General features: G+C 75.7%; 24 protein-coding genes, 1 tRNA gene and 1 pseudogene. 12 read left to right on the top strand and 14 right to left on the bottom strand.

Annotated elements, in window-relative coordinates; genetic code table 11:
• Window positions 1-109: 109 nt before the first annotated feature.
• Genes AC3WT4_RS12235 through ddaH form a run of 3 tightly spaced genes read right to left on the bottom strand, consistent with a single transcriptional unit; the run spans window position 110 to window position 3,634 of the window.
• Window positions 110-1,393, bottom strand: a complete 1,284-nt coding sequence (locus tag AC3WT4_RS12235; RefSeq protein WP_074808126.1) for an aspartate aminotransferase type Ic — start codon at window positions 1,391-1,393, stop codon at window positions 110-112.
• A 10-nt stretch (window positions 1,394-1,403) separates the two neighbouring features.
• The gene (gene rocD, locus AC3WT4_RS12230; RefSeq protein ID WP_492315550.1) at window positions 1,404-2,708 is read right to left on the bottom strand and encodes an ornithine--oxo-acid transaminase; all 1,305 of its coding nucleotides are present in this window, start codon (window positions 2,706-2,708) and stop codon (window positions 1,404-1,406) included.
• Window positions 2,705-3,634 carry a dimethylargininase gene (ddaH, locus tag AC3WT4_RS12225; RefSeq protein WP_492315549.1) on the bottom strand — a complete coding sequence of 310 codons (930 nt, stop codon included), beginning with the start codon at window positions 3,632-3,634 and terminating at the stop codon, window positions 2,705-2,707. The genes rocD and ddaH overlap by 4 nt, the downstream gene beginning before the upstream one ends.
• Before the next feature lie 307 nt (window positions 3,635-3,941).
• On the opposite strand from ddaH, the gene AC3WT4_RS12220 reads away from it, so the two are divergent.
• Window positions 3,942-4,868, top strand: coding sequence for a PadR family transcriptional regulator (locus tag AC3WT4_RS12220; protein WP_492315548.1), 927 nt, complete (start codon window positions 3,942-3,944; stop codon window positions 4,866-4,868).
• Window positions 4,869-4,970: 102 nt separating this feature from the next.
• On the opposite strand, the gene AC3WT4_RS12215 is transcribed toward AC3WT4_RS12220, so the two are convergent.
• Genes AC3WT4_RS12215 through AC3WT4_RS12205 form a run of 3 tightly spaced genes read right to left on the bottom strand, consistent with a single transcriptional unit; the run spans window position 4,971 to window position 6,917 of the window.
• Complete coding sequence (locus AC3WT4_RS12215; RefSeq protein ID WP_492315547.1) at window positions 4,971-5,447, bottom strand: SRPBCC family protein; 477 nt, start codon at window positions 5,445-5,447, stop codon at window positions 4,971-4,973.
• 11 nt (window positions 5,448-5,458) lie between these two features.
• On the bottom strand, window positions 5,459-6,376 hold the full coding sequence (locus AC3WT4_RS12210; RefSeq protein WP_492315546.1) for a hypothetical protein: 918 nt from the start codon (window positions 6,374-6,376) through the stop codon (window positions 5,459-5,461).
• 22 nt (window positions 6,377-6,398) lie between these two features.
• Entirely contained in the window at window positions 6,399-6,917 is a 519-nt protein-coding gene (locus tag AC3WT4_RS12205; RefSeq protein ID WP_083385178.1) for an OsmC family protein, read from the bottom strand.
• A 167-nt stretch (window positions 6,918-7,084) separates the two neighbouring features.
• Here AC3WT4_RS12205 and AC3WT4_RS12200 point away from each other — a divergent pair, with 167 nt between their 5' ends.
• Together AC3WT4_RS12200 and AC3WT4_RS12195 are read left to right on the top strand one after the other, a co-directional pair.
• Window positions 7,085-7,828 carry an SDR family oxidoreductase gene (locus tag AC3WT4_RS12200; RefSeq protein WP_074808114.1) on the top strand — a complete coding sequence of 248 codons (744 nt, stop codon included), beginning with the start codon at window positions 7,085-7,087 and terminating at the stop codon, window positions 7,826-7,828.
• Window positions 7,829-7,881: 53 nt separating this feature from the next.
• A complete protein-coding gene (locus AC3WT4_RS12195) occupies window positions 7,882-8,790 on the top strand; it encodes an RNA polymerase sigma-70 factor (protein ID WP_108051526.1) in 909 nt (302 codons plus the stop codon).
• 19 nt (window positions 8,791-8,809) lie between these two features.
• Here AC3WT4_RS12195 and AC3WT4_RS12190 read toward each other — a convergent pair whose 3' ends face one another.
• A complete protein-coding gene (locus AC3WT4_RS12190) occupies window positions 8,810-10,231 on the bottom strand; it encodes an NAD(P)/FAD-dependent oxidoreductase (RefSeq protein WP_492315545.1) in 1,422 nt (473 codons plus the stop codon).
• Between the two features lie 268 nt (window positions 10,232-10,499).
• Here AC3WT4_RS12190 and AC3WT4_RS12185 point away from each other — a divergent pair, with 268 nt between their 5' ends.
• Window positions 10,500-11,294, top strand: a complete 795-nt coding sequence (locus AC3WT4_RS12185) for a thymidylate synthase (RefSeq protein ID WP_143031174.1) — start codon at window positions 10,500-10,502, stop codon at window positions 11,292-11,294.
• Window positions 11,294-11,851: a dihydrofolate reductase gene (locus AC3WT4_RS12180; protein WP_492315544.1), complete on the top strand. Its 558-nt coding sequence runs from the start codon at window positions 11,294-11,296 to the stop codon at window positions 11,849-11,851. Before AC3WT4_RS12185 ends, AC3WT4_RS12180 begins: the two co-directional genes overlap by 1 nt.
• A gap of 50 nt (window positions 11,852-11,901) precedes the next feature.
• Here the strand turns inward: AC3WT4_RS12180 and uriH are convergent, their stop codons facing one another.
• Window positions 11,902-12,906 (bottom strand): uridine-preferring nucleoside hydrolase UriH, encoded by a 1,005-nt coding sequence (gene uriH / locus AC3WT4_RS12175; protein ID WP_083385176.1) that lies wholly within the window; start codon window positions 12,904-12,906, stop codon window positions 11,902-11,904.
• A 105-nt stretch (window positions 12,907-13,011) separates the two neighbouring features.
• Between uriH and AC3WT4_RS12170 the strand changes: the two genes are divergently transcribed.
• Together AC3WT4_RS12170 and AC3WT4_RS12165 are read left to right on the top strand one after the other, a co-directional pair.
• A tRNA-Arg gene (locus AC3WT4_RS12170) sits at window positions 13,012-13,084 on the top strand.
• 97 nt (window positions 13,085-13,181) lie between these two features.
• Window positions 13,182-13,691, top strand: coding sequence for a hypothetical protein (locus AC3WT4_RS12165; RefSeq protein ID WP_492315543.1), 510 nt, complete (start codon window positions 13,182-13,184; stop codon window positions 13,689-13,691).
• Window positions 13,692-13,701: 10 nt separating this feature from the next.
• Here AC3WT4_RS12165 and arr read toward each other — a convergent pair whose 3' ends face one another.
• On the bottom strand, window positions 13,702-14,112 hold the full coding sequence (gene arr, locus AC3WT4_RS12160) for an NAD(+)--rifampin ADP-ribosyltransferase (protein WP_492315542.1): 411 nt from the start codon (window positions 14,110-14,112) through the stop codon (window positions 13,702-13,704).
• A 328-nt stretch (window positions 14,113-14,440) separates the two neighbouring features.
• Here arr and AC3WT4_RS12155 point away from each other — a divergent pair, with 328 nt between their 5' ends.
• Window positions 14,441-15,037, top strand: a complete 597-nt coding sequence (locus tag AC3WT4_RS12155; RefSeq protein WP_257417609.1) for a PAS and ANTAR domain-containing protein — start codon at window positions 14,441-14,443, stop codon at window positions 15,035-15,037.
• Between the two features lie 85 nt (window positions 15,038-15,122).
• On the opposite strand, the gene AC3WT4_RS12150 is transcribed toward AC3WT4_RS12155, so the two are convergent.
• Complete coding sequence (locus AC3WT4_RS12150) at window positions 15,123-16,214, bottom strand: hypothetical protein (RefSeq protein ID WP_492315541.1); 1,092 nt, start codon at window positions 16,212-16,214, stop codon at window positions 15,123-15,125.
• Window positions 16,215-16,987: 773 nt separating this feature from the next.
• Between AC3WT4_RS12150 and AC3WT4_RS12145 the strand changes: the two genes are divergently transcribed.
• Both AC3WT4_RS12145 and AC3WT4_RS12140 read left to right on the top strand, forming a co-directional pair.
• Window positions 16,988-21,025, top strand: a complete 4,038-nt coding sequence (locus AC3WT4_RS12145) for a hypothetical protein (RefSeq protein WP_492315540.1) — start codon at window positions 16,988-16,990, stop codon at window positions 21,023-21,025.
• 25 nt (window positions 21,026-21,050) lie between these two features.
• On the top strand, window positions 21,051-21,305 hold the full coding sequence (locus AC3WT4_RS12140; RefSeq protein ID WP_492315539.1) for a hypothetical protein: 255 nt from the start codon (window positions 21,051-21,053) through the stop codon (window positions 21,303-21,305).
• A gap of 40 nt (window positions 21,306-21,345) precedes the next feature.
• Here the strand turns inward: AC3WT4_RS12140 and mscL are convergent, their stop codons facing one another.
• Both mscL and AC3WT4_RS12130 read right to left on the bottom strand, forming a co-directional pair.
• Complete coding sequence (gene mscL / locus AC3WT4_RS12135; RefSeq protein WP_074808090.1) at window positions 21,346-21,834, bottom strand: large conductance mechanosensitive channel protein MscL; 489 nt, start codon at window positions 21,832-21,834, stop codon at window positions 21,346-21,348.
• A 137-nt stretch (window positions 21,835-21,971) separates the two neighbouring features.
• On the bottom strand, window positions 21,972-22,697 hold the full coding sequence (locus tag AC3WT4_RS12130) for an SAF domain-containing protein (protein WP_492315538.1): 726 nt from the start codon (window positions 22,695-22,697) through the stop codon (window positions 21,972-21,974).
• Window positions 22,698-22,750: 53 nt separating this feature from the next.
• Here AC3WT4_RS12130 and AC3WT4_RS12125 point away from each other — a divergent pair, with 53 nt between their 5' ends.
• Entirely contained in the window at window positions 22,751-23,041 is a 291-nt protein-coding gene (locus AC3WT4_RS12125; RefSeq protein WP_492315554.1) for a hypothetical protein, read from the top strand.
• 14 nt (window positions 23,042-23,055) lie between these two features.
• On the opposite strand, the pseudogene AC3WT4_RS12120 reads toward AC3WT4_RS12125, so the two are convergent.
• A pseudogene (locus AC3WT4_RS12120) lies at window positions 23,056-23,319 on the bottom strand (FmdB family zinc ribbon protein); the annotation flags it as partial.
• Between the two features lie 166 nt (window positions 23,320-23,485).
• On the opposite strand from AC3WT4_RS12120, the gene AC3WT4_RS12115 reads away from it, so the two are divergent.
• Complete coding sequence (locus AC3WT4_RS12115) at window positions 23,486-26,029, top strand: penicillin acylase family protein (protein WP_492315553.1); 2,544 nt, start codon at window positions 23,486-23,488, stop codon at window positions 26,027-26,029.
• A gap of 91 nt (window positions 26,030-26,120) precedes the next feature.
• Here AC3WT4_RS12115 and AC3WT4_RS12110 read toward each other — a convergent pair whose 3' ends face one another.
• Window positions 26,121-26,753, bottom strand: a complete 633-nt coding sequence (locus AC3WT4_RS12110; protein ID WP_034654285.1) for a 5-formyltetrahydrofolate cyclo-ligase — start codon at window positions 26,751-26,753, stop codon at window positions 26,121-26,123.
• Between the last annotated feature and the right edge of the window lie 120 nt (window positions 26,754-26,873).

Raw genomic sequence — 26,873 nt, 5'->3', positions numbered from 1 at the left:
CCCCCCCCCCCCCCCCCCCCCCCCCCCCCCCCCCCCCCCCCCCCCCCCCCCCCCCCCCCCCCCCCCCCCCCCCCCCTGCTCGGCGGAGGAGGGGGAGTCGGGGGATCAGCTACTTCGCGGCGTGCTCCGCGGCCGCGAGGAGGACGCACGTCGCGACGCCGTCCATCGCGACGCGGACCTCCTCGACCGGGGGCAGGGTCGGGGCGAGGCGGAGGACCTTGTCCTCCGGGTCCTTGCCGTAGGGGAACGGGGCGCCCGCGGGCGTGAGCGCGATGCCGGCGGCCTTCGCGAGCTCGACGACGCGCGACGCGGTGCCCGGCACGACCTCGAGGCTGACGAAGTAGCCGCCCTTCGGCTCGGTCCACGACCCGACGCCCGTGCCGCCGAGGCGGTCGGCGAGGATGCTCGTCACGGCGTCGAACTTGGGGGCGATGATGTCGCGGTGCTTGCGCATGTGGGCGCGCACGCCGTCGGCGTCGCCGAAGAACAGCGCGTGCCGGAGCTGGTTGACCTTGTCCGGGCCGATGGACTGGGTGGCCAGGTGCTTCTTGTACCAGGCGACGTTCGCGGGGGACGACGCGAGGAACGCGACGCCCGAGCCGGCGAAGGTGATCTTCGAGGTCGAGGCGTAGAGGATCACGCGGTCGGGGTGCCCGGCCTCCGCGGCGAGCCCGATCGCGTCGGCGCTCGTCACCTCGTCGTCGGTGAGGTGGTGCAGCGCGTACGCGTTGTCCCAGAGGATGCGGAAGTCGGGGGCGGCGGCCGGCACGGACACGAGCGCCCGCGCGACCTCCTCGGTGACGACCGAGCCGTCGGGGTTCGCGTACGTCGGGACGACCCACATGCCCTTGATCGTGGGGTCGTCCGCGACGAGCGCGGCGACGGCCGCGGCGTCGGGGCCGTCCGCCGTCACGGGGACGGTGACCATCTCGATGCCGAGGGCCTCGCACACCGAGAAGTGGCGGTCGTAGCCGGGCACGGGGCAGATCCAGCGGACCTTCTCCTCGCGGCCCCACGGGCGCTCCGACCCGGGCACGCCGAAGAGCGTCGCGTACGCGAGCGTGTCGTACATGAGGGTGAGGCTCGCGTTGCCGCCCGCGAGGAGCTGCTCGACGGGCACGCCGAGCAGCTCGGCGAAGATGCGCCGGAGCTGAGGCAGCCCGTCGAGGCCGCCGTAGTTGCGCACGTCCGTGCCGTCGGCGTCCGTGTGCACGCCCTCGCCCGGGAGCGCGAGCAGGGCCTCGGAGAGGTCGAGCTGCTCGGCCGAGGGCTTGCCGCGCGTCAGGTCGAGCTTCAGCCCCAGCGCCTGCAGGTCGGCGTACGCGCGACGCAGGTCGTCGAGGGACGACGCGAGGGTGGTGGTACCGGGTGCGGTGGGCTCGGGCGTGGTCACCCTCCGGACTCTACCGACCCCGCGCCAGGTCCGTCAGGGCGTCCTCCAGGGCGGACAGCCCGGTCTCGAGATCCTCGGTCGTGATCGTGAGCGGGGGAGCGAGGCGGATGGTCGAGCCGTGCGTGTCCTTGGCGAGGACGCCGCGCGCGAGCAGCGCCTCGCACAGGTCCCGTCCCGTCCCGCGCGCCGGGTCGAGGTCGAGGCCCGCCCACAGGCCGAGGCCGCGGACGTCGTCGAGCAGGCCCGCGTCGACGAGCCCGGTGAGCCGGTCCTGGAACCCGGCGCCGAGCTCGCGTGCCCGCCGCTGCGGCTCGCCCGTGCGCAGCAGCTCGACGACGGCGAGCCCGACCGCGCACGCGAGCGGGTTGCCGCCGAACGTGCTGCCGTGCGTCCCGGGCGTGAGCACCTCGAGCACGTCGCGCCGTCCGACGACGGCCGAGACCGGCACGATCCCGCCGCCGAGCGCCTTGCCGAGGGTCACGAGGTCGGGCCGCACGCCCCACGTCTCGGTCGCGAGCGTCGCACCGGCGCGCCCGAGGCCGGACTGGATCTCGTCGGCCACGAGGAGCACGTCCCGCGCGGTCGTGATCGCGCGCAGGCGCGGCCAGTAGTCGTCGGGCGGCACGACGACGCCGGACTCGCCCTGCACCGGCTCCAGGAGCACCGCGACGGTCGTGTCGTCGATCGCCGCGGCGACCGCGTCGGCGTCGCCGTACGGCACGAGCCGGAACCCCGGCGTGTACGGGTCGAAGCCGCGCCGGGCGTCGGGGTCGTCGGAGAACGACACGATCGTCGTCGTGCGGCCGTGGAAGTTCCCGGAGCCGACGACGACGGTCGCCTCGCCCGGCGGCACGCCCCTGACGTCGTAGCCCCACTTGCGCGCCGTCTTGATCGCGGTCTCGACGGCCTCCGCGCCCGTGTTCATCGGGAGCACGAGGGAGTCCTCGCCGCCCGTGGTGAGCGGCCCGACGAGCGCGGCGAGCGCCTCGGCGAACGGGTGCAGGAGGTCGTGGTCGAACGCCCGCGACGTGAGGGTGACGCGGCCGAGCTGGCGCGTGGCGGCGTCGACGAGCGCGGGGTGCCGGTGCCCGAAGTTGAGCGCCGAGTACCCCGCGAGGAGGTCGAGGTAGCGGCGACCGGTCACGTCGGTGACCCACGACCCCTCGGCGCTCGCGACCGTGACGGGCAGCGGGTGGTAGTTGTGCGCGAGCGCGCCGCCGCCGCTGCCGTCACCCCGACGGCCGCCGTCGAGCCGGCCGTCGGCGCGGCTCCCGCCCGTGCCGCCGCCCGACGCGCGGACCTCCTGGGCGGTCACGACGCGCTCCCGGTCGGCGCCGGGGCGTGGACGGCGGGCTCGCGGATCTCGAGCGTGCAGCACTTCGCCCCGCCCCCGCCGCGCAGGAGCTCCGACGTGTCCACCGCGACCGTCTCGTAGCCGCGCTCGCGCAGCGCCCCCGCGAGCCGGTCCGCGCGCGGCGAGTGGACGACGTGCGTCCCGTCGCTCACGGCGTTGAGCCCGAGCACGGCGGCGTCCTCCTCGGTCGCGAGGAGCGCGTCGGGGTAGCGCTCGCGCAGCACCTCCTGCGCGGCGGGGGAGAACGCGGCGGGCAGGTAGACGACGTCGACGGGCGGCGGGCCGGTGAGCGCGGGGTGGGCGGCGTCGTCGGGGCGCGCGCCGTCGTCGGGCGCGGGGGCACCGGCGCTGCCCTCGTTGCCGCGCAGCACCGTGAGCGCCGTGTCGAGGTGGTAGAACCGCGGGTCCACGAGCTCGAGCGTCACCACCTCCCGGCCCCACAGGGCCGCGGCCTCGGCGTGCGCGGCGCGCTCGGTGCGGAAGCCGGTGCCGGCGAGCACGACGTCGCCCGCCACCAGGAGGTCGCCCTCGCCCTCGTTGACGTGCTCCGCGAGGTGCGTGACGTACCCGTGGTCGGCGAACCATTTGAGGTACGCGGGTCCCTCGGGCCGGCGCTCGGGGTGGGTGAAGCGCGCGGAGTACACGAGGCCGTCGACGACGGTCGCGCCGTTGGCCGCGTAGACCATGTCCGGCAGGCCGGGGACGGGGTCGATCGTCTCGACGGTGTGGCCGAGGTCGCGGAAGGTGTCGCGCAGGCGTTCCCACTGCGCGACGGCGAGCGCGGTGTCGACCGGCGTGCGCCGGTCCATCCAGGGGTTGATCTCGTAGCTGACGGTGAAGTACGTCGGCCGGCACATCAGGTAGTGCCGGGGCTGGCCTGGGCGCATCGCCGCCTCCTCGCGGGAGCCGGGCCGCCGGGGTGGTGCGGCCCGGGTGGGTGCCGGACGGGGGATGCGTCCGGTGCTGCTGGTGGGCTGCCGGTTGGCTGCTGGAAGTCAGCGTACGTCCGGGAGGTGTGCGCGTCCTGGGACGGCGCGCGAGCGGCAAGGGTGTTGACAGCGATATTCTATCGATATATCGTTACCGTATCGCTGAGCCCACCACGTGGCTCGCGACGACCGCGCGGCCGGACCGGCCCGCCACGCTCCGCGGATCACCCGGAGCCCTCGATCACACGCACAGGAGACACCACTCATGCACCACGCACACCAGCACCGGGGCAGGACCCCGGAGAACGTCCAGAACATGTCCCAGCCGTTCGGCGAGCGACCCGGGCCGCGCCCGGACCGCCGTCGTCGTGACGGCTTCCCGCCCGTGCCCGACGACGCGGCCTGGTTCCGCGGCGACGGCCCCCGCGGCCGCGGCGGAGCCCGCCGCGGTGGCGGGCGCGGCTTCGGCGGCCCGGCCGACGGCGGCCGAGGCTTCGGCCCCGGCGGTCCGGCCGACGAGCGTCGCGGGTTCGGCCCCGGACCGGGAGGCCCCGGGTTCGGCCCGGGCGGTCCCGGCTTCGGGCCGGGTCACGGCGGTCGCCGGCACGGGGGCCGCGGTCGCGGCCCCGGGCGCGCCGGCCGCGGCGACGTCCGTGCCGCCGTCCTGCTGCTCCTCGCCGAGCAGCCCATGCACGGGTACCAGGTCATCCAGGAGATCGCGGAGCGCAGCGAGGGCCAGTGGCGCCCGAGCCCGGGCGCGGTCTACCCGGCGCTGAACCTGCTCCAGGACGAGGGGCTCGTCGAGCTCTCGGCCGACGGCGGGCGCCGCCTCGCGACGCTCACCGAGGCGGGCACCGCGTACGTCGCGGAGCACGCCGCCGAGCTGGGCGACCCGTTCGCCGACGCCGCCGGTCGCGGCGGTCGCCCGCGGCGCGAGCTGCGCGCGGGCGTCGAGGCCGTGGCCGCGGCGGTCCACCAGGTCGCCCGCACCGGCACCGACGAGCAGACGACGGCCGCGGCGGAGCTCCTCGAGCGCACGCGCCGCGAGCTCTACCTGATCCTCGCGGGCCCGGCCGTCCCCGACACCTCGCCCGACACCGCCCCGGGTGCCACGACGACCGCCACGGGCGACCGTGCGCCGTCGGGCAACCCGGCGGAGGACGCCCCGGTCGAGGACGGGCCCACGGCCTGACCCTCACCCACCCCGGACCCGGGGTCGCGCGGCACCGGCGCTGGTCGGTGCGGCGGGGCCCCGGGTCCGTCGCGTCCACGGGGCGGCCGGGCCGCCGGTGGGTTACCGGCGGGCGCGCAGGCGCTCGTCGAGGCGGCGCAGCGACACGTGCATCATGACGCGCAGCGCCACCCCGACGAGGGGCGCGGTGACCCCGCGGGGGACAGGCCCGGCGAGGTACGCCTCCTCCCACCACACGACCCGGCAGCGGCCCGTGCCGAGCGGCACGACCTCGAAGCCCGCGTCGCCGAGCAGCGCCGGGCCCAGCTTGCGGACCCGCGTGCTGCCCGGGCGGCCCGCCGCCACGGACGGGCGGTCGAGCGACTCGACGACCATGCGGTCCGGGAAGCCGCGGCCCGTGCGGCGGACGAACGGGCCGCTCACCATGGTGAACCGGTCGCCCACCTCGGGGCCCCGGCCCGCCGGGGTCGTCATCACGGTGAGCGGGATGAACCGCGGATGGGTCCGCGGGTCCGCGACCCACGCGAACGCGACGGACGCGTCGACGTCGAGCTCGCGCGCGACGGCGACACGCCGCACGCCCCGGGTCGTCACTCGGCGTCGCGGGCGGGGGAGCGGTCGCGCCGCCTCCGCCCCGGCAGCAGCCGACGACGGCGGCGCGGTCCCGCGTCCTCGGGGACGGGGACGAGCCGCGGCGGCGCGTCCTGCACGGGCGACTCCACGACCTCGAGGAGCCGGCCGAACACCGACGGCGGCGGCCCGAACGCGCGCCGCGACTGGGCGATCACGCCGTGCCCGAGGGCCCGCGCCCCCGCCACGCCCACGACGGCGCCGACGCCGAACGGCACGAGCCGGCCGAGCGCGAGCCCGGACTGCTTCGCGAGCTGGGTGCGCAGGAACCGGTTGCCGAGCGCCTTGTTGACCTTGACGAGCGTCCCGGCGGGCATGCTCGTCAGGAGCACCTTGCCCCACGCGAGGCCCGACCCCTGGGTCGCGCGCTCGACGTCGCGCGCGCCCTTCTCGCCGAGCACCGTGGCGAGCAGGAGCGCCCGACGGCGGCCCACGTCGTCCACCGCGATGCCGTGCACGTCCGCCACGGCGAGCGCGAAGGCCGCCGAGGACGCGAAGAACGTCGCGACGTCGCTCGACGTCAGCGCGATCCCCACGCCCGTCCCGACCGCCGGGAAGGAGGCCGCCGCGCCGACGGCACCGCCCGCCGCCTGGATGACGAGCAGGTACTCGCGCTCGAGGATCCGGACGATCTGCGCGGGGCTCGCCTCGGGGTTGCGCCGGCGCACCGAGTCCACGTGCGCCCGGATGACGTGCGACGGGATCGTCACCGCCTTGTCGAGCGCGGCGTCGAGCAGCGGGGTCGGCCGATAGGCGGACCACTCGACCGCGTCCTGCGTCGAGAGGTCCCTGCGCCCGGCGTCCCGGGGCGGGGTCCCGTACTCGGGCACGCCGCCGCGCGGCACGGGGCTTCTCGAGGGGTCCTGCTGGTACGCCATGGCGCCTCCCGTCATCCCGCGGTCAGTCCTGGGTCTCGACCTCGCGGCCGGCACCCTCCGGCTGGAACAGGTACTCGACCTCGGCGCCGGCCTTGACCGTCCGTCCTACCGTGCACGCCTTGTCGATCGCTCGCGCGGCGACGGTGACGAGACGGTCGCGCGCGTCGTCGTCGAGCGACGTGAGGTCGATGTCGTACGTGCCCGTGATCTTCGGGTAGCGCTCCTCCTCGAGGAGCTTGTCGCCCTGGACGTGGATCGTCACGGCGTAGTCGTCGCCGAGGCGGCGGGCGAACGTGCGGTCCGTGCTCATGCCCGCGCACGCGGCGAGGGCGATCTTCAGCAGCTCGCCGGGCGTGAACACCGCACCCTCGCTCGCCGGGCCGATCGAGACCTCGGCGCCGCGCGCCGACCGGCCCGTGTACGTGCGGGTGCCCGTGCGCTCGACCCACAGCGCGTCGGCCGGGGCGGGCGACGGCGCGGGGACGTCGTGCGCGGCCTCGTCGGCGGCGTTCAGGGAGCTCTCGGCAGGCTGCGTCGTCATGCGTGAATCCTCGCACTCGTCGGGTCGCGGCGTCGGGGCGTCCGCCCTCCGGGGAACGTGCGGCGGGCGCGCGCGATTCCCGCGCGCGCGTGCCTGTCACACCGGGGACGGTCGTCCGGTCGTGAGGGTGGTGCGCGGCACCCGCCGCGCCGGAGAGAGGAGACATCATGAGAATCGTCGTCGTCGGAGGCACCGGGCTGATCGGGAGCCAGGTCGTGCAGGACGTGCGCGACGCCGGGCACGAGGTGGTCGTCGCCGCGCCCAGCACCGGCGTGGACACGTTGTCCGGCACGGGCGTCGACGAGGCGCTCGCGGGTGCGGACGTGGTCGTCGACGTGTCGAACTCGCCGTCGTTCGCGGACGACGACGTCCTGCGGTTCTTCGAGACGTCCACCCGCACGCTCCTCGACGCGGAGGCCCGCGCCGGGATCGGGCACCACGTCGTCCTGTCGATCGTCGGCACGGACCGGACCGACGCCGGCTACCTGCGGGCCAAGGTCGCCCAGGAGCGGCTCGTGCGTGCTTCCGGGCACGGGTGGTCGGTCGTGCGCGCGACGCAGTTCTTCGAGTTCGCGCGCTCCATCGCGGACGGCGCGACCGTCGACGGCGTGGTGCACATCCCGCCCGTCGCGTTCCAGCCCGTCGCCTCGTCGGACGTCGCGCGCATCGTGGCCGACGTCGCGACGGGTGTGCCGCTCGCGGACGTCGTCGAGCTCGCGGGGCCGGAGCGGTTCCGCTTCGACGAGTTCGTCCGCGAGGCGCTCGCGGCGCAGGGCGACGACCGTGAGGTGGTCGCGGACCCGGAGGCGACCTACTTCGGGGCGCAGCTCGTCGAGGACGCGCTCGTGCCCCAGGGGGAGTCTCTGCGAGGTGCCACGACCTTCGCGCAGCACGCGGAGCGCGTCGCGTGACGTCGTCGTGCGGCAGGACGGCGCGTGCCTGGTCCGCGTCGTAGCGTGGCTGCATGAGTCTCGGCCCACGAACGCCCGAGAGCCCCGTCGTCCGGGAGGACGAGGGGGCTCTCGACGCGTTCCTGAGCGTCCGGTCCCGGCTCTTCGGCATCGCCTACCGCATGCTCGGCAGCGCGACGGAGGCGGAGGACGTCGTGCAGGAGGCGTGGGTCCGCTGGCAGGGCACCGACCGGTCGGTGGTGCGGAACCCGGCGGCGTTCCTCACGACGACGGTGACGCGGCTCGCGATCAACGCCGCGACGTCCGCTCGTGCGCGCCGCGAGACGTACGTGGGTCCGTGGCTCCCCGAGCCCGTCGACACCTCGGACGACCCCGCCCTGGGCGCGGAGCGGGCCGAGGCGCTCGAGATCGCGACCCTCGTGCTCCTCGAACGGCTCGCGCCGGTCGAGCGCGCCGTCTACGTGCTCCGCGAGGCGTTCGACTACCCGTACCGGCGCGTCGCGGAGATCCTCGACCTGACGGAGGCGAACGCCCGGCAGCTCGCGCGTCGGGCGCGGGAGCGGCTCGGCGCGCGCCCGTCGGTCCCGGTGGACCCCGGAGAGCACCGTCGGCTGCTCGACGAGTTCGTGGCCGCCGCGCACGACGGCGACCTGGCCCGCTTCGAGCGGTACCTGGCCGACGACGTGGTCGCCCGCCCTGACGGCGGCGGGAAGGTCCACGCGTCGCGCGTCGAGCTCGTCGGGCTCGCGCGGGTGTCGCTGTTCCTCGACAACGTGTGGCGCAAGTACTGGGCGGACGCCGTGGTGCACGTCGTCGAGGCGAACGGTCGCCCCGCGCTCCTCGTCGTCGTCGACGACGCGCCGTTCGCCCTGGTGTCGCTCGACGTGACGGCGCGAGGGATCGAGCACGTGTATCTCCAGGTGAACCCGGAGAAGCTCGGCGGCTACGCGGCCGCGGGCTGACGCGCGGCCGCGTACCGCCTCAGGCGACGCGAGCCGGCTCGTCGTCGTGCGTCGCCGCAGCCCGTGCCGCGGCGTCGGCGTGCCCGGCGGTGCTCGCCTCGGCGGAGCCGACGTCCGCCCGCGGCACGCCTGCGACGAACGCGGCGCGCGGACGCTGCACCGCGCTGAGCGAGACGACGTCGCGTCCGAAGACCGCCGCGGTCAGCCAGACCGCCAGGACCCGGACCTTCCGCTCCCAGGTGGGGATCGCGAGCACGTGGTACCCGCGGTGCGTGAGCCAGGCGAGCGCGCCGCGCACGACGACTCCGCGGTACTCGAACAGGCCCGTCCCGATCCCGAGCGTCGCCACGACACCGAGGCTGCCGTGCCGGTAGGGGTGGGTCGGGCGCCCACGCCGGACGGCGACCAGGTTGCGCGCGAGGCGTCGCCCCTGCCGCACGGCGTGCTGCGCGTTGGGCACGGTGAGCGCACCCGGTCGGGCGGTCGAGAGATCCGGCACGGCGGCCCCGTCTCCCGCGGCCCAGGCGTCCGGGACGAGCTCGTCGCCGGTGCCGACCCGGAGGTCCGCCCGCGTGACGACGTACCCCCGAGCATCCACGGGCAGGTCGGTGTGCGTCGCGACGACGGGGTTCGCGGCGTTCCCCGCCGTCCACACGAGGAGGCCCGAGGCGAACTCCTCCCCGGTCGAGAGCCGGACGACGCCGCCCTCGGCCGACTCGAGCCCGGCGCCCAGGTGGACGTGCGCCCCGCGGGCCTCGAGCCGGCCGACCACCCAGCGGCCGGGGCGCTCGGTGACCTCGGGCAGGATCCGTGGGCTCCGCTCGACGAGGTGGAACTGCACCTCGGGCGCGGCGATCTCGGGGTAGAGGTGCAGGAGGTCGTGCGCGAGCGACAGGAGCTCGGCGAAGCCCTCGACCCCCGAGAACCCGCCACCGACGAACGTCACGGTGAGCAGGCGCTCGCGCTCCGGCCCTCGGGGCAGGCTCGCAGCACGGTCGAACGACGTGAGCAGGCGGTCTCGGACGGCGACGGCCTCCTCGACGTGCTTGAGGCCGATCGCGTGCTCTGCGACGCCCGGGACGGGGAAGACTCGCGTCACGGCGCCTGCGGTGACGACCACGGTGCCGTACGGCAGCCGGTACGCCGGACCGGACCGGGGCTGGACGACGACCGCGCGGTCCGCGTGGTCGATGCGCGTGACCGTGCCGTCGACGAGGCGCGTCCGGCGCAGGTGGCGTCGGTGCGAGACCGCTGCGTGGCGTGCCTCGACCGAGCCCGCGACCACCTCGGGCAGGAACGGCTGATAGGTCATGTACGGGCGGGGGTCGACCAGGACGAGCTCGACCTCGCCGCGCCGCAGCTCGCGCCGCAGGTCCTTCTCGAGCTCCCGGGCCACGGTGAACCCGGCGTAGCCCCCGCCGACGACGACGATCCGTTCCATCATGAGCCTCCTGGTGCTTGTGGGCGCCTCTCCGACGTCCCTACCCCTCCGACCGATCCGGACGTCGTCGCGTGACATGACGTGCGTCACGCCGACCGCGAGGCCGCGAGGTCGCGGACCGTCGACGTGGGGACTGGCCGGCCGCGGTGTTTGACCCACCCCGTGGCGACGACCGACACTGGCGACCGTGGCCCCCGACGCACCCTCCTCGACCCTTGCCGTGGCGACCGAGGGCGAGCGTGCGCCGTCGGGCGGCGCGCCCGGGCCCGTGCCCACCCCGTACGAGGACCTCCTGCGCGACGTCCTCGCGCACGGCACGCCCAAGGGCGACCGCACCGGGACGGGCACGCGCAGCGTGTTCGGCCGCCAGCTCCGGTTCGACCTCGCACAGGGCTTCCCGCTCATCACGACCAAGCGCGTGCACCTCAAGTCGGTCGCGTACGAGCTGCTGTGGTTCCTGCGCGGCGACTCGAACGTGCGCTGGCTCCAGGAGCGCGGCGTGCGCATCTGGGACGAGTGGGCCGACGCCGACGGCGAGCTCGGCCCCGTCTACGGCGTCCAGTGGCGCTCGTGGCCGACGCCGGACGGCCGCCACGTGGACCAGGTGGCGCAGGTGATCGAGCAGATCAAGGCGAACCCCGACTCGCGGCGGCACATCGTCTCCGCGTGGAACGTGGGGGAGATCGAGAACATGGCGCTGCCGCCGTGCCACGCGTTCTTCCAGTTCTACGTGGCCGACGGGAAGCTGTCGTGCCAGCTCTACCAGCGCTCGGCGGACCTCTTCCTCGGCGTGCCGTTCAACATCGCGTCGTACGCGCTGCTCGTCCACATGGTCGCCGCGCAGACCGGCCTCGAGGTCGGCGACTTCGTCTGGACCGGCGGCGACGTGCACATCTACGACAACCACGTCGAGCAGGTGCGCGAGCAGCTCACGCGCGAGCCGTACCCGTACCCGACGCTGCGCCTCGCGCCCCGCGACTCGATCGACGCCTACGAGTACGAGGACATCGAGGTCGTCGGGTACCAGCACCACCCGACGATCAAGGCGCCGATCGCGGTCTGATGCTCGGACTGATCTGGGCCCAGGCGCGCGACGCCGCCGGGCGGCCCGTCATCGGCGCGGGCGGCACCATGCCGTGGCACCTGCCCGAGGACCTCGCGCACTTCCGACGCGTCACGTCGGGCCACCCCGTGGTCATGGGCCGCCGCACGTGGGACTCGCTCCCGCCGCGGTTCCGGCCCCTGCCGGGGCGCCTCAACGTCGTCGTCACGCGCCAGGAGGCGTGGGTGCCCGACGGCGGCCGCCCCGCCGACGACGGCGGCGCGCCCGTGCACGTGGCCGGGTCGGTCGACGCGGCGCTCGCGGCCGCCCGCGCCGCGGCCCGCGCGAGCGGCTCCGACGAGGTGTGGGTCATGGGCGGCGCCCAGCTCTACGCCGCGACGCTCGTCGTCGCCGACCGCTGCGTGGTCACCGAGATCGACACCGTGGTCGACGGCGACACGTTCGCCCCCGAGGTCCCCGCCGGGTGGTCGGTGCACGCGGGCGACTGGGGGACGTCGTCCACCGGGCTGCGCTACCGCGTCGTCACCCACGCCCGCCCCCCCTCGCTGAGTGCGTGAACTCGTCGCGCTCGCACGGTCCGAGCGCGACGAGATCACGCACCCAGCGGTCAGGCGGGGTCGCCGAGGCGGCGCAGGGCGTCGAGCACGAGGTCCCAGAACCGGCCGTGATCGAGGGTGACCGCGACCTGCGTGCGGCACTCCTCGGGGCCGGGCTCGTCGCCACGCAGGTCGGCGACGGTCATGCCGGTCGTCAGGCCGCCGTGCAGCTCGACGTCCAGCGGGGCGCGGCGCGTCGTCATGACCGCCGGGTCGACGACGTACGCGACCGCGCACGGGTCGTGCACGGGCGGGGAGGGGAAACCCTGCGCGGTGCGGTACGTCGTGCCGTAGAAGTCCAGCAGCTCGCCGACGAACCGGGCCGGCGCGGTGCCGAGCGCGGCGATGCCGTCGCGCACGTCCGCCGTCGCGACGGCCTGGTGCGTCAGGTCGAGACCCACCATCGTCACCGGCCACGCCTCGGTGAGCACGACGTGCGCCGCCTCCGGGTCCGCGAGGACGTTGAACTCCGCGACCGGCGTCCGGTTGCCCACGTGGTACCCGCCGCCCATGAGGACGACCTCGCGGACGCGCGGCACGATCCGCGGCTCCTTGCGCGCCGCCATCGCGACGTTCGTCAGCGGGCCCGTCGGCACGAGCGTGATCTCGCCCGGCTCGGCCGCCAGGACGGTCTCGATGATGAGGTCCACCGCGTGCCGGTCGTCGACGGCGCGGCGCGGGGCGGGCAGCACCGGCCCGTCCATGCCCGAGTCGCCGTGGATGTCCGGCGCGACGATCCGGGGCCGGACGAGCGGACGGTCGCACCCGGCGGCGACCGGGACGTCGATCCCGGCGAGCTCCGCGACGGCGAGCGCGTTCCGCGTCACCTTCTCGAGCGTCTGGTTCCCGGCGACCGTCGTCACCGCGACCAGGTCGACGGCGGGGCTCCCGTGCGCGAGGAGCATCGCGATCGCGTCGTCGTGGCCGGGGTCGCAGTCGAGGACGATCCGGCGGGGCGGGGTCGTGTGAGCGTCGGAGGTGGGCGGGACGGGCTGGGCCGGGTCGTGAACGGACATCGACCCATCCTCGCGCGTCCCCGGGAGCGGGGCCGCCCGCCGGGGCGCTTCGCGTCCGGGCGCCCGTGGCGGCTAGGCTGTGCTGCGGCCCTGACCCGGGGCCACGCGCCTGTAGCTCAGGGGATAGAGCACCGCTCTCCTAAAGCGGGTGTCGCCAGTTCGAATCTGGCCAGGCGCACGGTGCGCGGACGGCGGCTCCCCGCCGACGTCGCTCCGGCTCCGCGGGACTCGGAGACCGGTGGCTGGCCCGACGACCCTGCCGAGAGGTGGCCGCCATGCGCTCCCCGAGGACCCAGCGTGCGATCGCCACCTCGGTCGAGGTGGCGATCTACGTCGTCCTCGCCTGCGCCGCGGTCGTCGCGGTCGGCTCCGGGGTGTCCGGCACCATCAACGGCTGGAGCGCGCAGCACGACGGCGAGGTCGGCACCTTCACGCCGGTCGAGCAGAGCTGCGACCGATCCCGGAGCGCGGTGATCTGCACCTGGACCGGGACGTGGACGTCCGACACGGGAGAGCGGACCATCCAGGGGGTGCTCCTCGACGAGGACCTCGGGACGGCCGAGGGGGACCCGCCGCCGGGCCCCGTCCACCCCACGCTCCACCACGACGCCTTCTCCGTCCCGCAGGTGGTCTACCGGCCGGGCGACCGATCGTGGCTCCTGTCCCCGGTGATCGCCGTGGCCGTGCTCGGCATGGTCGGCGTCGCTGCTTGGCGGACCCGGAGATGGTCGCGCCGGGTCGCCTCCGGCGCCGGACGCGAGGCTCGGCACCGGCGCACGTCCTGACTCCTGGTGGTCAGTTGATGATCTCGCCGCGCTCCTCGGTCCGCAGGGCCGCGAGGCGCGCGCGCCAGCTCGCGAGCTCCTCGGGGCTGAGCCGCGGCCACTCGGCGACCTCGCGGACCACCCGCAGGGGCGCGCTGCTCCGGTAGGACCGCGTGGGGTTGCCCGGGAACTTCTTGTCGGTGACGTTCGGGTCGTCCTCGAACGGGCCGGTCGGCTCGACCTCGTAGACGCGTGGAGCGGCGTCCCCGGCCGCCAGCTCGGCGGCCAGCGCGGCGCCGCCGACGAGCGCGGTGAAGTAGACATGGTTCATGACGATCTCGGGCCGGTAGTTCGAGCGGAACCCCGCGGTCAGCAGGTCGCCCGCCCGCAGGTCGGCCTTCGTCCCGTGGAAGAACGGTCCCTTCTCCGGCACGTGGTTCACCCGCTCAGCGTAGTCAGCACCGGGGCCGGTCGTGTGCGTCCCGGCGCGGCGCCCCGCGGAGCCTGCCTGGGCGACGGCCGCCGTTCGACCTCTGGTCGGGCGCTGGTCGGTCAGAGGTGCACCGGCTGCGGGCTTCTTCACGGGCCGGTGCCCCCTGCGGCACCTCGGCCGCAAGGACACCCTAAGAACCGTCTCCCCGTGCTCGCCACCTGTCGGACTTCACGGTTCGGGAGTACGGTCGAAGGGTTGAGTCTGGACCTGGCTCCTCATCCTCTGGAGAAGACGGAGCACCGACATGTCCGTAGACGACCATGCCATCGACCCATCCTTGACCCACGGAACGGGTCAGAAGATCGGCCAGTACCGCCTCGACCTGGGTACCGGCACCTGGTGGTGGTCGTCGGAGACGTACCGGGTCCACGGGTTCGAGCCGGGCGACGTGGTGCCGACCACCGAGCTCGTCCTGGCGCACAAGCATCCCGACGACCGCGAGCACGTGCGTGCGGTCCTCGACCACGCCCGGGTGACGGGCGAGCCCTTCTCGAGCGTGCACCGCATCATGGACGCCCACGGCGTCGAGCGGTACGTGGTGCTCGTGGGGCAGGGGCGCCGGGACCGCGAGTCGGGCGAGGTCGTCGAGCTCCTGGGCTACTTCGTCGACATCACGACGACGGTCGCGGGGCGCGCGCAGGAGCGTGCGCGCCGGGACATCACCGCGGCCGCCGAGGGGCGCGGCCCGATCGAGCAGGCCAAGGGCATCCTCATCGCCACCCACGGCGTGAGCGGTGACGAGGCGTTCGCCCGCCTCAAGCAGGTCTCGAACGACAAGAACGTCCGCCTGCGCGAGCTCGCGTCCGTCGTCGTCGACGAGGCGGGACGCGCCGGCGGGGACTGCGCCGAGCGCATCGACGCGATCCTGCGGTAGGCGCCGCAGACGGCAGAGCCCCGCACTCCCGGACGGGACTGCGGGGCTCTCTCGCGTGCGGCCACCGTCCGGCCGCCCGGGTCGGCTAGGCCGACGCGGGCGCCGGGACGTGCCCGGTGCCGGGCGTCGACGGCGTCGGCGCGGTCCCGGTGCTCCCGTCGCCCGCCCCGGTCTCCGCCTCCGACTCGGTTCCGCCGGTGCCGCCGGAACCACCCGTGCCTCCGGCCCCCTCGCCCGGGCCGGGCGAGGGCGTCGGCGCGGGCGTCTCCGGCGTCGTCGGCTCGGGCGTGGGGTCCACCGTCGGCTCCGGGGTAGGAGCGGGGGTCGTGGACGGCTCGTCGGACGGCGTGGTCGACGGCGACGGGCTCGGGCCCGGCGTCGGGACGGTCGCCGGGTCCTGCGAGGGGGCGCTGGGCGCCGGCGTCACCGGGTCCTCGGTGCTCGGGGTGCGCTCGCGGCTGATCGTCGTCCCCGATCCCTCGACGCCGCGGACGGCGTCCGCGAGGGGCTTGCCGATGACGAGCTCGGCCACGAGGACGACGCCCATGACGACGACGAACAGCGCGAGCGCCGTCACGGTGAGCACGCGGCCGCGCCCGTACCGGTCCACGAGCCGCAGCCAGCGGTTCTGGCCACCCTCGGGCCCGTCCGCCTCGTCCGCCTCGTCCGCCCCGCTCGCCTCGACCGCCTCGTCGTCGGCCCCGCCCGACCCGACGGCGGCGGCCACCGCCGTCTCGACGGTGTCCGCCTGCCCGTCCGGCTCGACCGCCCCGCGGGGGACCGACGCGACCGCGGTCGTGGTGCGGGTGCGCGTGGTGGCCGTGCCCGCGGTGGCCTGCACGACCTTGCCGACGACGGGCACGAGCTGCTCGCGCGTCTTCTGGATCGAGCGCGTGTAGACGTAGTTCGCGACGACGGTCAGGGCGCTCGCGATGCCGGCGCCGATGATCGTCCCGGCGGTCCCGAAGTAGGACAGGAGCACGGTGGTGCTCACCGCGGCGAGCGCGCTCGCGATGACCTGGGTGAGCGAGAGGCGGGCGGGGGCCTCGCGCTCCTTCTCGGGCGCCGGCTCCGCGGTGGTGCGTCCCGCGGGGCGCCCGGCGTCGGGGCCGGGCTCGTCGCGCGGGACGCGGGTGGCGTCGCGGTCGAGGCGGGGGTTGTCGGAGGGCGTGGTCACGTGGTGCTGGCTTCCGGTCGTCGGACGGGCTGGTCCGCCCGCCGCCACCGGCCGTGACGACCGCGCGCCAGGGACCGGCGTCGGTCCACGGGCGTGCTTCCACGGTAGGACGCCCGTGTGGACCTCGCCCACGGGGGCCGTGCCGGGGCCTCAGAGGAACCGGGAAGATCCTGTGACGCCGCCGGTCAGGCCGCCGGACGCCGGACCGGTGGGCTCGCCGCGGCGCTCCTGCCGCGCCGGACCGCGGGGGAGGGCCGTATCCTGCCGAGGGTCGACGCGGTCGCCCCGACCCCGTGCGGCTCGCTGTGATGTGATACGCGCCACACCGTCCGGTCCTGAGGTGATGGACCCGGAGGCCCGGAATCTCGCGCCTCTCGTGGACGCTCGTCCAGGTCGTTCTCAGGCCATCTCGCGTCTCGTCCGGTGATCGCGCGTCCAGCGCCTCGAGGCGTGTTGACGCCTGGTGTCCCGGCCGTGCAAGATAGTTCTCGACAGCGCGCATCGCCTGCCCCCTGCGCGGTGCGCGCTGTTTCATACTTCTCCGGGAGATCGTCTCGGAATCGCTCGGAAACGACGGCCTCGGAACACGAATTCTCGTGATCCGGGGCCGTTCGTCGTCCCCTCGCGGCCCGCTCTCCGACGGAATCGCCGACCGGCGTCGTGCGGCGCAGCGGGTCGTGGCCTCCCCGGCGCGCCGCGCGGAGCGGCGCGAGGCGGACGGTTAGCGTCGGAGGGTGAATGCCGCAGCCCGCACCAGCTCAGCCGCCCGGAGCGTGGCCGATCCTGCTCGGCTGCCCTCGACCCCTCCCGGCGGGACCGACCAGCCCGACGCCGAGCCCGCCGACGTGACGCCGTCGCGACCTGTGCTCGTGCCCGAGCCCACGACGTCCGAGCTCGTCGACGAGGCGGTCGCCCGCTGGCGCGCCGGGCTCGTCGAGCTCGCCGGGGGGTCGTCGCTCGCCGACGTCTCCCTCCTCGGCGACGCCGTCGTCGACCTCACCGCCGCGCACCCCTCGGGCGTCGCGCAGCTCTTCGCGGGACGGCCGACCCGGTTGTCCAACCTCTTCCGCGAGGGCGGCTCCCTGCCCGCCGCCCGCCGCCGGGCGCGCGCGGTCGTCGTGCGGGCCGCCGAGCACGCGCAGCGCTACGGCGTCGCCCCGACGTACCTCGCCATCGGCGTCGCGACCTGGACCCAGAGCCCGACGGCGCCCCTGGCCGAGGACGACGTCGCCGCGCTCGCCCGCGTCGCCGGCCGCGCGCCCACGGTCGTGCCCGGCGACGGGGACGCGAGCGCCCCGACGGACCCGGAGCCCGCGGCGGCGGCACCCGATGCCGAGGACGCCCAGCTCGCGCACCCCGGCGACCGGTCCGACGGCGTGGCGGGCCCCGAGAAGGAGCCCGCGCCCCGGACGGTGCGCGCGCCCGTCCTGCTGCGCCCGCTCACCGTCACGCCCCGCGGCGACGGCGAGACGGACTACGAGCTGACGCTCGAGCCCACCGCCGAGATCAACCCGCTCCTCGCCCGCACGCTCCGTGCGCACGGAGCGCTGCTCGACCCCGTGACGCTCGCGCGGTCCACGTTCACCGGCGCAGGCTTCGACCCGGGCGACGCGACCCGCCGGATCGCGGCCCTCGGCCAGGCGGTCCTCGACGACTTCGACCTCACCCACCGGGTCCTCGTCGGGACGTTCGTGCACCCGGGCCAGGTGCTGGTCGACGACCTCGATGAGCTCGCGCCCGCGCTCGAGCGGCACGAGGTCGTCGCCGCGCTCGCCGGGGACGAGCGGTCCGCCGCCGCGCTGCGGGCCGACCTCCCGGCACCGCGCGTCGGCGACGCCGACCCCGTGCTCGAGCGCGGCGCGGGCGACCTCGACCCGTCCCAGCGGCACGTCGTCGACGTCCTCGCGAGCGGCTCGCACCTGTTCGTCGACGCCCCCACCGGGTCCGACGTCGCGGGCACGCTCGCCGCCGTCGTCGCGGAGGCGGCCGCGTCGGGACGTCACGTCCTCTACGTCCCCGGCCACCGCCGCGCCGCCGACGCGCTGCTGGCCCGCCTCGACGCGCTGGGCCTCGGCGGGCTCGCGCTCGACGTCGCCCCCGAGCCGACGTGGCGCGAGACCGCCTCGCACCGGCTGCTCGCCGCGATGGCGACCGAGCCGGAGCCGGTCGAGGACGACGACCTCGTGCGCACGCGCGACGCCCTGCTCGGCGCGCGCGCCCGGCTCGCCGGGTACATCGAGGCGCTGCACCTCGTCCGCGAACCGTGGGGCGTGTCGGCGTACGACGCGCTCCAGGCCCTCGCCCGGCTCACCGCCGAGCGACCGGCGCCGGACACGCGGGTGCGCCTCTCGACGGAGGTCGTGCTCGACGTCGGGCCGCAGCGCGAGCGGGTCGCCGCGGAGCTGCGCGAGGCCGCGATGCTCGGCGCGTTCACCGCGCGCGCGACGTCGACCCCCTGGCACGGCGCCGCGCTCACGACGCCGCAGGAGGCGCACGACGCCCTCGTGCGCGTCGAACGGCTGCGCGCGCACACGCTGCCGCAGCTGCGTGCGCAGGTCGAGCAGGTCGCGGAGCGCACCGGGCTCACCACCGCGACGACGCTCCGCCAGTGGGGCGACCAGCTCACGATGCTCGGCGGGATGCGCGGGACGCTCGACGTGTTCCAGCCGCTCATCTTCGAGCGCACCGCGCAGGACATGGTGGAGGCGACCGCGACGAAGCAGTGGCGCGAGCAGCACGGGATCGAGATGGGCTGGTTCGCGCGTCGTCGGCTGCGCCGTCAGGCACGCGACATGGTGCGGCCGGGCGTCCGCGTGCCCGACCTGCACGCCGCGCTCGTCGAGGTGCAGGCGCAGCGCGCCGTCTGGCAGGAGCAGTGCCCCCGCGGCGGCTGGCCCGTGCTGCCCGAGGGGTTGTCGGCCATCGAGGACACCCACGAGGCCGTCCGCATCGACGTCGAGGAGCTCGAGCCGGTGCTCGCGGGCACGCCCGCGGGCGGTGGCCTGCTCGACGTGCCGCTCGACGCGCTCGCCGCCCGCCTCGACGCGCTCGCCGAGGACGCCGCCGCGCTCGACGCGCTCCCGGCGCGGACCGCGATCCAGCACCGGCTCACCGACCTCGGCCTCGGCGGGCTGCTCGCCGACCTCGCCGCGCGCCGCGTCGAGGCCGACGAGGTGGGCCCCGAGCTGGAGCTCGCCTGGTGGAGCTCGGTGTTCGAGCAGATCCTCGCGCAGGACCAGGCGCTCGCCGGGCAGGACGGCGCGGGCCTCGACGCGCTCGCCCGCCGGTTCCGCGAGCTCGACCGCGCGCACGTCGCGTCCCTCGCGGCGCCCGTCCGGGCGGCGGTCCGCGACCACCTCGGGACCGCGATGCGTGAGCACCGCGACGAGGCGGAGGCCCTCTTCACCGAGCTGCTCGAGGGCCGCCTCGTGAGCCTGCGCGAGACGGCGGAGAAGCACCCCGCCGTGCTGCGCCGGCTGCGCCCGGTGCTCGTCGCCACCCCGACGCTCGTCCCGCACCTCGTGCCCGCGACCCGCACCGTCGACCTCGTCGTGCTCGACGCGATCGAGCACACGCCCGTCGAGCTCGTGCTGTCGGCGCTCGCCCGCGGGCGCCAGGTCGTGGCCGTCGGCGACCCGCGCGCCGCGTCCACGGACACCGTGCGCGAGCTCGCCGAGCTCCTGCCCACGGTCGCGCTGCTCGCCGACGGCTCGCGGCGCGACCCGTTCGTCACCACGTTCCTCGCCGAGCACGGCTACGCGGGCGTCCTGCGCCCGTCGCCTCTCCCGCGCGCGGAGGTCCTCGTCCAGCTCGACGTCGTCGACGGCGCCGGGATGCCCGACACGGCGTCGGGCGCGGTCGAGAGCACGCAGGCCGAGGTCGACCGCGTCGTCGAGGTCGCGATCGAGCACGCGCTCACCCGGCCGGACGAGTCCCTCGCGATCGTCACCGTCACGCCCCTGCACGCCGACCGCATCCGCGACGCGCTCCTCGTCGAGGTCCGGCAGAACCCGGCGCTCGCCGGGTTCTTCTCCGGCGCGCGCGCCGAGCCGGTCGTCGTCGCGGACGTCTCGGGCGTCGCCGGGCTCGTGCGCGACACGATCGTGCTGTCCGTCGGCTTCGGGCGGACGCCGCACGGCCGCGTGCTGCACCGGTTCGGCATCCTCAACACCCCGGGCGCCGAGGCCATGCTGCTCGACGCCGTCGGGGCGACGCGGCGGCGCCTCCACGTCGTCTCGTGCTTCACGGCGGGCGACCTCGACCCCGAGCGCCTGCGCGGCGCGGGCGCCCGGCTGCTCGCCGAGGTGCTCGACCTGGCCGAGCAGCGCAGCGGCGCCGCCGACCAGGTCACGCTGGGCAACGGCGTCGACCTGGGCGGCAGCCCCGACCGGCTCGTGCTGGACCTCGCCGAGCGGCTCTGGCGCGCGGGGCTCGTCGTCGAGACCGACTACGGCATCGGCGACGGCGACCGCATCCCGCTCGTCGTCGGCCACCCGGACCTGCCCGGCGAGCTCCTCGTCGCCGTGCTCACCGACGACGCGGCCTACGTCGCCGAGCGCAGCGTCCGCGTGCGCGACCGGCAGGTCGCCGAGCGGCTCGAGCGCATCGGCTGGACGGTCGCGCAGGTCTGGTCCGCCGCCGCGTTCCTCGACCCCGCCAAGGAGGCCGAGCGCATCCGGCGGGTCGTGCAGGCCGTGCGCGACGCGCGGCTCCCGGAGACGGGCGGCGTCGCGCAGACGGGCGGGGGCGACCGGATCGTCGTCGTGCCGGTGCTCGACGACGACGAGCAGCACGGAGGCGACGACCTCTAGGGCCGCCGGTGGGACCATGGGAGGCGTGAGCACGACCGCCGACCCGAGCCCCGACCCGCAGCGACTGCCCGACGACGCACGCGACCGTCCCGAGACCGGGCACCGTCGGCGTCCGCGGCGGGCCGTGCGGCGGGGGACCGAGAGCACGGTGGTGCCCGGCACGAGCGCCGACGAGCGCGCCGAGGGCTGGGGCGACGCGGCGGCGCCGCGCCGCGGCGCGCCGGGCGAGAGCGACGACCGCCTGCTGGGCGACGTGCCGCCCCACTACGGGCGTCACTGACGGCCCGCCGGGCGACCCCCGCTCGTGAGCGACGGTCGCGTCAGAGGTGGCGCGGGGGCGTCGGCCCTCCGGGTGCGATCCCGCCCGGTGCCGCGCCCGGGCCGCCGCCCGCCTGGGCCGCGAGGAGGTCGCGGATCTCCTGGAGCACGCGCACGTCCTCGGCCGGTGCCTCGGGCTCGGGCTCCTCGTCCTTCTTGCGCCGCTCCGCGAGCTTGTTCATCGGCAGGACGATGACGAAGTAGAGGGCGACGGCGATGATGAGGAACTGGAGGATCGCGTTGAGGACCCCGCCGACGGAGATGACGGAGGGCGGGATGTCCTTCGCCGCGTCTCCCGCGCGCAGCGTGATGTCCCACAGGCCGGTCAGGTCGGGCTTGCCGAAGATCGCCCCGATGAGGGGGTTGATGAAGTCCTCGACGATCGCCGTGACGACCCCGGAGAACGCCGCCCCGATGACGACGCCGACCGCCAGGTCGATCGCGTTGCCGCGGAGCACGAACTCCTTGAACCCTTGGAACACGCCCTTCATGTGCTGCTTCCCTCTCCTGTCGACGATCGCGCGGCGCGGCGGTGCCACGGCGCGTGCACGCGCGATCCTGCCAACGTGCGCGGCACGGGGCAACGGCTCGGCCCGGCGGGTCGGCTCCGGCCGGCCCCGCGACGTCCTCAGGGCACCAGCACCGCCGTGACCGGGGCGTGGCCGGTCCGGGCCGCGAGCCGCACGGCCTCCTCGGGGAGCACCGCGACGAGCGTCACGACGTCGGAGCCCGACCCGCCGGTGCCGAGCAGCCCTTCGCCGTCGTCGGGCTCGGGCGCCGGCACGACGACCGCGGCGCGGGCCAGGTACGGGTCGTCCGGGGGAGCGGCCCCCGCGTCCACGGCGTCCGTCGGCACCGGGGCGAGCACCGGGTCGCCCGCGGCCAGCAGGTCGACGCGGTCGCCCGGCCCGAGGAGCGCGGCGACGCCCGGGTCGAGCCGGACGGGTGCGACCACGGTCCCGTCGGGCGCCCCGGCGGCGAGCTCCCCGCCGGCGACCAGGCCGTCCTGGAGGAGCGTGCCCTCCGGCAGGGCGACGGTCGCGCGGCGCCCGACGACGTCGTCGGCCCGGGTCGGTGCCCCGGCGGGCAGCAGGTCGGCCGGGACGTGGTCCACCCGCACGTCGGGTGCCGCCAGCGTGGTGCCGGGCGGCACGGCACGGGCCGTCACGACCGCGGGAGCCGTCGGCGGGGGCGGCGGCCGCAGCGCGCCGACGACGACCGACGCCGCGAGCCCGCAGCAGAGCGCCGCGACGACGTACCGGGACCGCCACCACAGGCCGTGCAGCAGGCGTCGCCGCGCGGCGGCGCGACCGGGGTGGGTCGACGGGCCGGGCGGGCGGGAGGAGCGAGGCATGGCGCGACCGTAGCCGCGCGCGGCGGGCCGGCGGACGCGGTGCGCGACGACCTGTGGACGACGCGGCGCGGGGACCCGCGCACCGTGCGCCGACCGACCCGCTGTGGTCGGCCGTGCAGCGGTGGGGCGTCGGCGCCGGCCCGGCCGAGCAGCCGACCGAGCCCGGGGCGAGCAGCGCCGCGTCAGGTCAGGACGACGCGGCCGAGCTGCTCGACGTGCCGCTCGAGCTCGTGCCGCCCGACGACGAGGACGACCCCGCCGACGACGAGGACGACGACGCGCTGGACGCCGGGGCGGCGGGCGCCGTCGACGTCTTCCCGCCCGACCGCGAGTCCGTGCGGTAGAAGCCGGAGCCCTTGAACGTCACGCCCACCGAGGAGAACACCTTGCGCAGGCGGCCCGAGCACTCGGGGCACACGGTGAGGGCGTCGTCGCTGAACGACTGGTGGATGTCGAAGGCGTGACCGCAGGCGGTGCAGGTGTACGCGTAGGTGGGCACGGGTTCTCCTCGTTCACGAGACGGCCGTCGAGGCGGCCACCGGCGGGTCGGGATCGGGACGGTCTCGGCCTGGTCGACGGTGTCAACACCGCCTGGCACTCGAAACTTCCGAGTGCTAATCATACGCGGACCGGCGGCCGGGCAGGGCCGGGGTAGTCTCGCATCCGTGTCTGCGCACGAACCCGCCGAGGCCCCCGCCGGTGACCCCGCCACCGCTGCCGACCCCGCGACCCCGGGCGATGCCCCGGGCCCGCCGCGGCGCCGTCGCCGGTCCGCGCGCCGGCGCGTCCTGATCGGCGTGGCCGCGCTGCTCGTCGTCGCGCTCGTCGCCGGCGCAGCGTTCGTCGTGGTCACCGTCCGGCGCCCGCTGCCGCAGGCGTCCGGCGAGATCTCCGTGCCCGGGCTCGGCAGCGAGGTGACCGTGCTGCGCGACGCGCAGGGTGTCCCGCAGATCTACGCCGACACCCCCGAGGACCTCTTCCGCGCCCAGGGCTACGTCCAGGCGCAGGACCGCTTCTTCGAGATGGACTACCGCCGCCACGTCACGTCGGGGCGGCTCGCCGAGCTCGTCGGGGACAACCCGGACGCGATCGCCGCCGACACGGTGACGCGCACGTTCGGCTGGCGCCAGGTCGCGGAGGAGGAGTGGGACGTCGTCTCCCCCGAGACGAAGGCGTACCTCCAGGCGTACGCGGAGGGCGTGAACGCCTACCTGGACGACCGCAGCCCGTCCGAGATCGCCGTCGAGTACACGGTGCTCGGGCTCCAGGTCGACGTCGCCGAGCCCGAGCCGTGGGACCCGGTCGACTCCCTCGCGTGGCTCAAGGCGATGGCCTGGGACCTGCGGGGCAACTACGACGACGAGCTCGACCGCGCGCTGGCCTACGGGACGATCCAGGACACGGCGCGCGTGGCGGAGCTGTTCCCCGCCTACCCGTCCGAGCTCAACGCGCCGATCCTCGACCCCGGCGAGCTGGAGAACCCGCAGCAGGTCGCGCTGGACCTCGGTCCGCAGGCCCGCGCGGAGTACGGCTCCGACCACCTCCAGGCCGCGCTCGAGGCCGCAGACCGCGCGCTCGGCGCCGTCCCCGTGCTCATCGGCCGCGGCGAGGGCACCGGCTCGAACTCGTGGGTCGTGTCCGGCGAGCACACGGCGTCGGGCAAGCCGATCCTCGCGAACGACCCGCACCTCGCGCTCGGGGCTCCCGGCATCTGGGCGCAGGTGGGGCTGCACTGCAACGAGGTCTCCCCGGCGTGCGGGTTCGACGTCGCGGGCTTCTCGTTCGCCGGCTTCCCCGGCGTCGTCATCGGGCACAACGCCCAGCTCGCCTGGGGCCTGACGAACATGGGTGCCGACGTCACGGACTTCTTCGTCGAGCGCGTGCGCGACGACACCTACCTCCGCGGCGACGAGTGGGTACCGCTGGAGACCCGGACCGAGACGCTGCGCGTCGCCGAGGGCGACGACATCGAGATCGAGGTCCGCTCGACGCTCCACGGCCCGATCGTCTCCGAGGCGATCCCGGCGACGGAAGCGGCCGTCGACACGCCCGCGCTGGACACGCGGCTGGGGGAGTACGCCGTCGCGCTGCAGTGGACCGCGCTCGAGCCGGGCCGCACGGCCGACGCCGTCTTCGCGTTCAACCTCGCGCAGGACGCCGAGGACATGCAGGCGGCCGCCGCGCTCTTCGAGGTGCCGGCCCAGAACATCGTCTTCGCGACCGCGGACGGCCACATCGGCTACCAGGCGCCCGGGAAGATCCCCGTCCGCCAGGCGGTCCCCGACGCCGAGGTGCCTTCCGACGGCACGTGGCCGCGCGACGGCTCCGACGAGCGCTACGACTGGCAGGGCTACGTCCCCAGCGAGGAGATGCCGCGCGTCGTGGACCCGGCCGAGGGCTTCGTCGTGGCCGCCAACCAGGCCGTGCTGCCCGACGGCGTCGCGCCCTTCCTCACGACCGACTGGGACTACGGCTACCGCTCGCAGCGCATCCGTCAGCTCCTGGAGGCCGAGATCGCGGCCGGCCGCACCGTGGACGTCGACACGATGAACGAGGTCCAGGTCGACGACCGCAGCCCCTACGCCGAGGTGCTCGTGCCGTCCCTGCTCGAGCAGGAGATCGACGACGACTTCGCGGCCGAGGGCCAGGAGCTCCTCGCGGACTGGGACTACCGGACCGACACCGACTCCGCCGCGGCCGCGTACTTCGCCGCCGTGTGGCGGAACCTGCTCCAGCTCACCTTCTGGGACGACCTGCCCGAGTCGGCGCGCCCGAGCGGCGGGAGCCGCTGGCTCGCCGTCGTCCAGAACCTCCTGGAGAACCCGACCGACCCGTTCTGGGACGACCGCCAGACGGTCAGCGTCGTCGAGACGCGCGACGAGGTGCTCACGCAGGCGCTCGTCTCCGCGCGGCTCGACCTCACCGTCGAGCAGAGCAAGCAGCCCTCGGACTGGGCGTGGGGCAAGATCCACGTGCTCGCCCTCGAGCACCCCGTGCTGGGCGGCGAGTCGATCCCGGGGCCGGTGCGCGACTTCGTCAACCCCAACCCGGTCGGGATGCCCGGTGGTTCGTCGATCGTCAACGCGACCGCGTGGGACGCCGCGTCCGGGTCGTTCGACGTGACGGCCGGGCCGTCGATGCGCATGGTCGTCGACCTCGGCGACCTCGACCGCTCGACGTGGGTGACCGTCACGGGCACCTCGGGGCACCCCGCGTCGAAGCACTACGCGGACCAGCTCTCGACCTGGGCCCGCGGCGAGACCTACGCGTGGCCGTTCTCCACCGAGGCCGTCGCCGAGGCGAGCAAGGACGAGCTCACCCTCGTCCCGTAGCGGCGTCGGGGCTCGGAGCCTCCACGCCTCCACGGGCGGGGCGCAGATCGTCTCGGGGCGGAGATCGCCCCGGGGACGACGGGGCGGGCCGCTACGGCAGCCAGCGCCAGCCGAGGGGCGTCGCGACGGCGTCGACCGTGCGGTCGTGCGGCTCGACGGGCAGCGGTCGGTCGCTCGCGTCGTAGACCTCCTCCGGGAACACGACCGCCACGACCTTCGTCCCGGGGCGCACGTGCTCGAGCGCGCGGTCGTACCACCCGCCGCCCTGGCCGAGCCGGACGCCGCGCGAGTCGACGGCGAGCGCGGGCGCGACGACGACGTCGGCCTCGGCGATCGCCTCCGGGCCCAGGGTCGGGGTGCCGGGCTCGGGCGGCCGCCCGGGTGCGCGGACCTGGAGGTCGGCGGGGCCGTCGTAGACGGCCCAGTCCCGCTGGAGCCCCGCGCCGAGCACGGGCAGCAGCAGGCGGACGCCGCGCGCGGCGAGACGCTCGAGCATCGCCGACGTGCCCGGCTCGCCCGGTCGCGCGGCGTAGGTCGCGACGCACGTGGCGGCGGCGACCTCGGGGATGGTCTCGACGACGTCGGCGATGGCGGCGTCCGCTTCCTTGCGGAGCCGCTCGGACCGCGCCTGGCGGTGGGTGCGGATGGCCTTGCGGAGGATCTCCTTCGCGTCCTCGGCTTCGATGCTTCCGTGCAGGGGGTATGGCTGGACCGGGCCACTCATGTCCCTATTGTCACCCGGCGCGCGCCTCCGCGCCGACGCCGCGCGGGTGACCTTCGGCCCCGGACGCCCGGAGCGGCTTCCGTGCACGCGTCCCGGGTGCCTATGATCGGAGGGAGCCAG

The sequence above is a fragment of the Cellulosimicrobium sp. EB106-03-01-XG111 genome, assembly GCF_058792115.1.
Note: the sequence above shows the minus strand (reverse complement) of the source record. Positions and strands in the feature narration are given on the sequence as shown.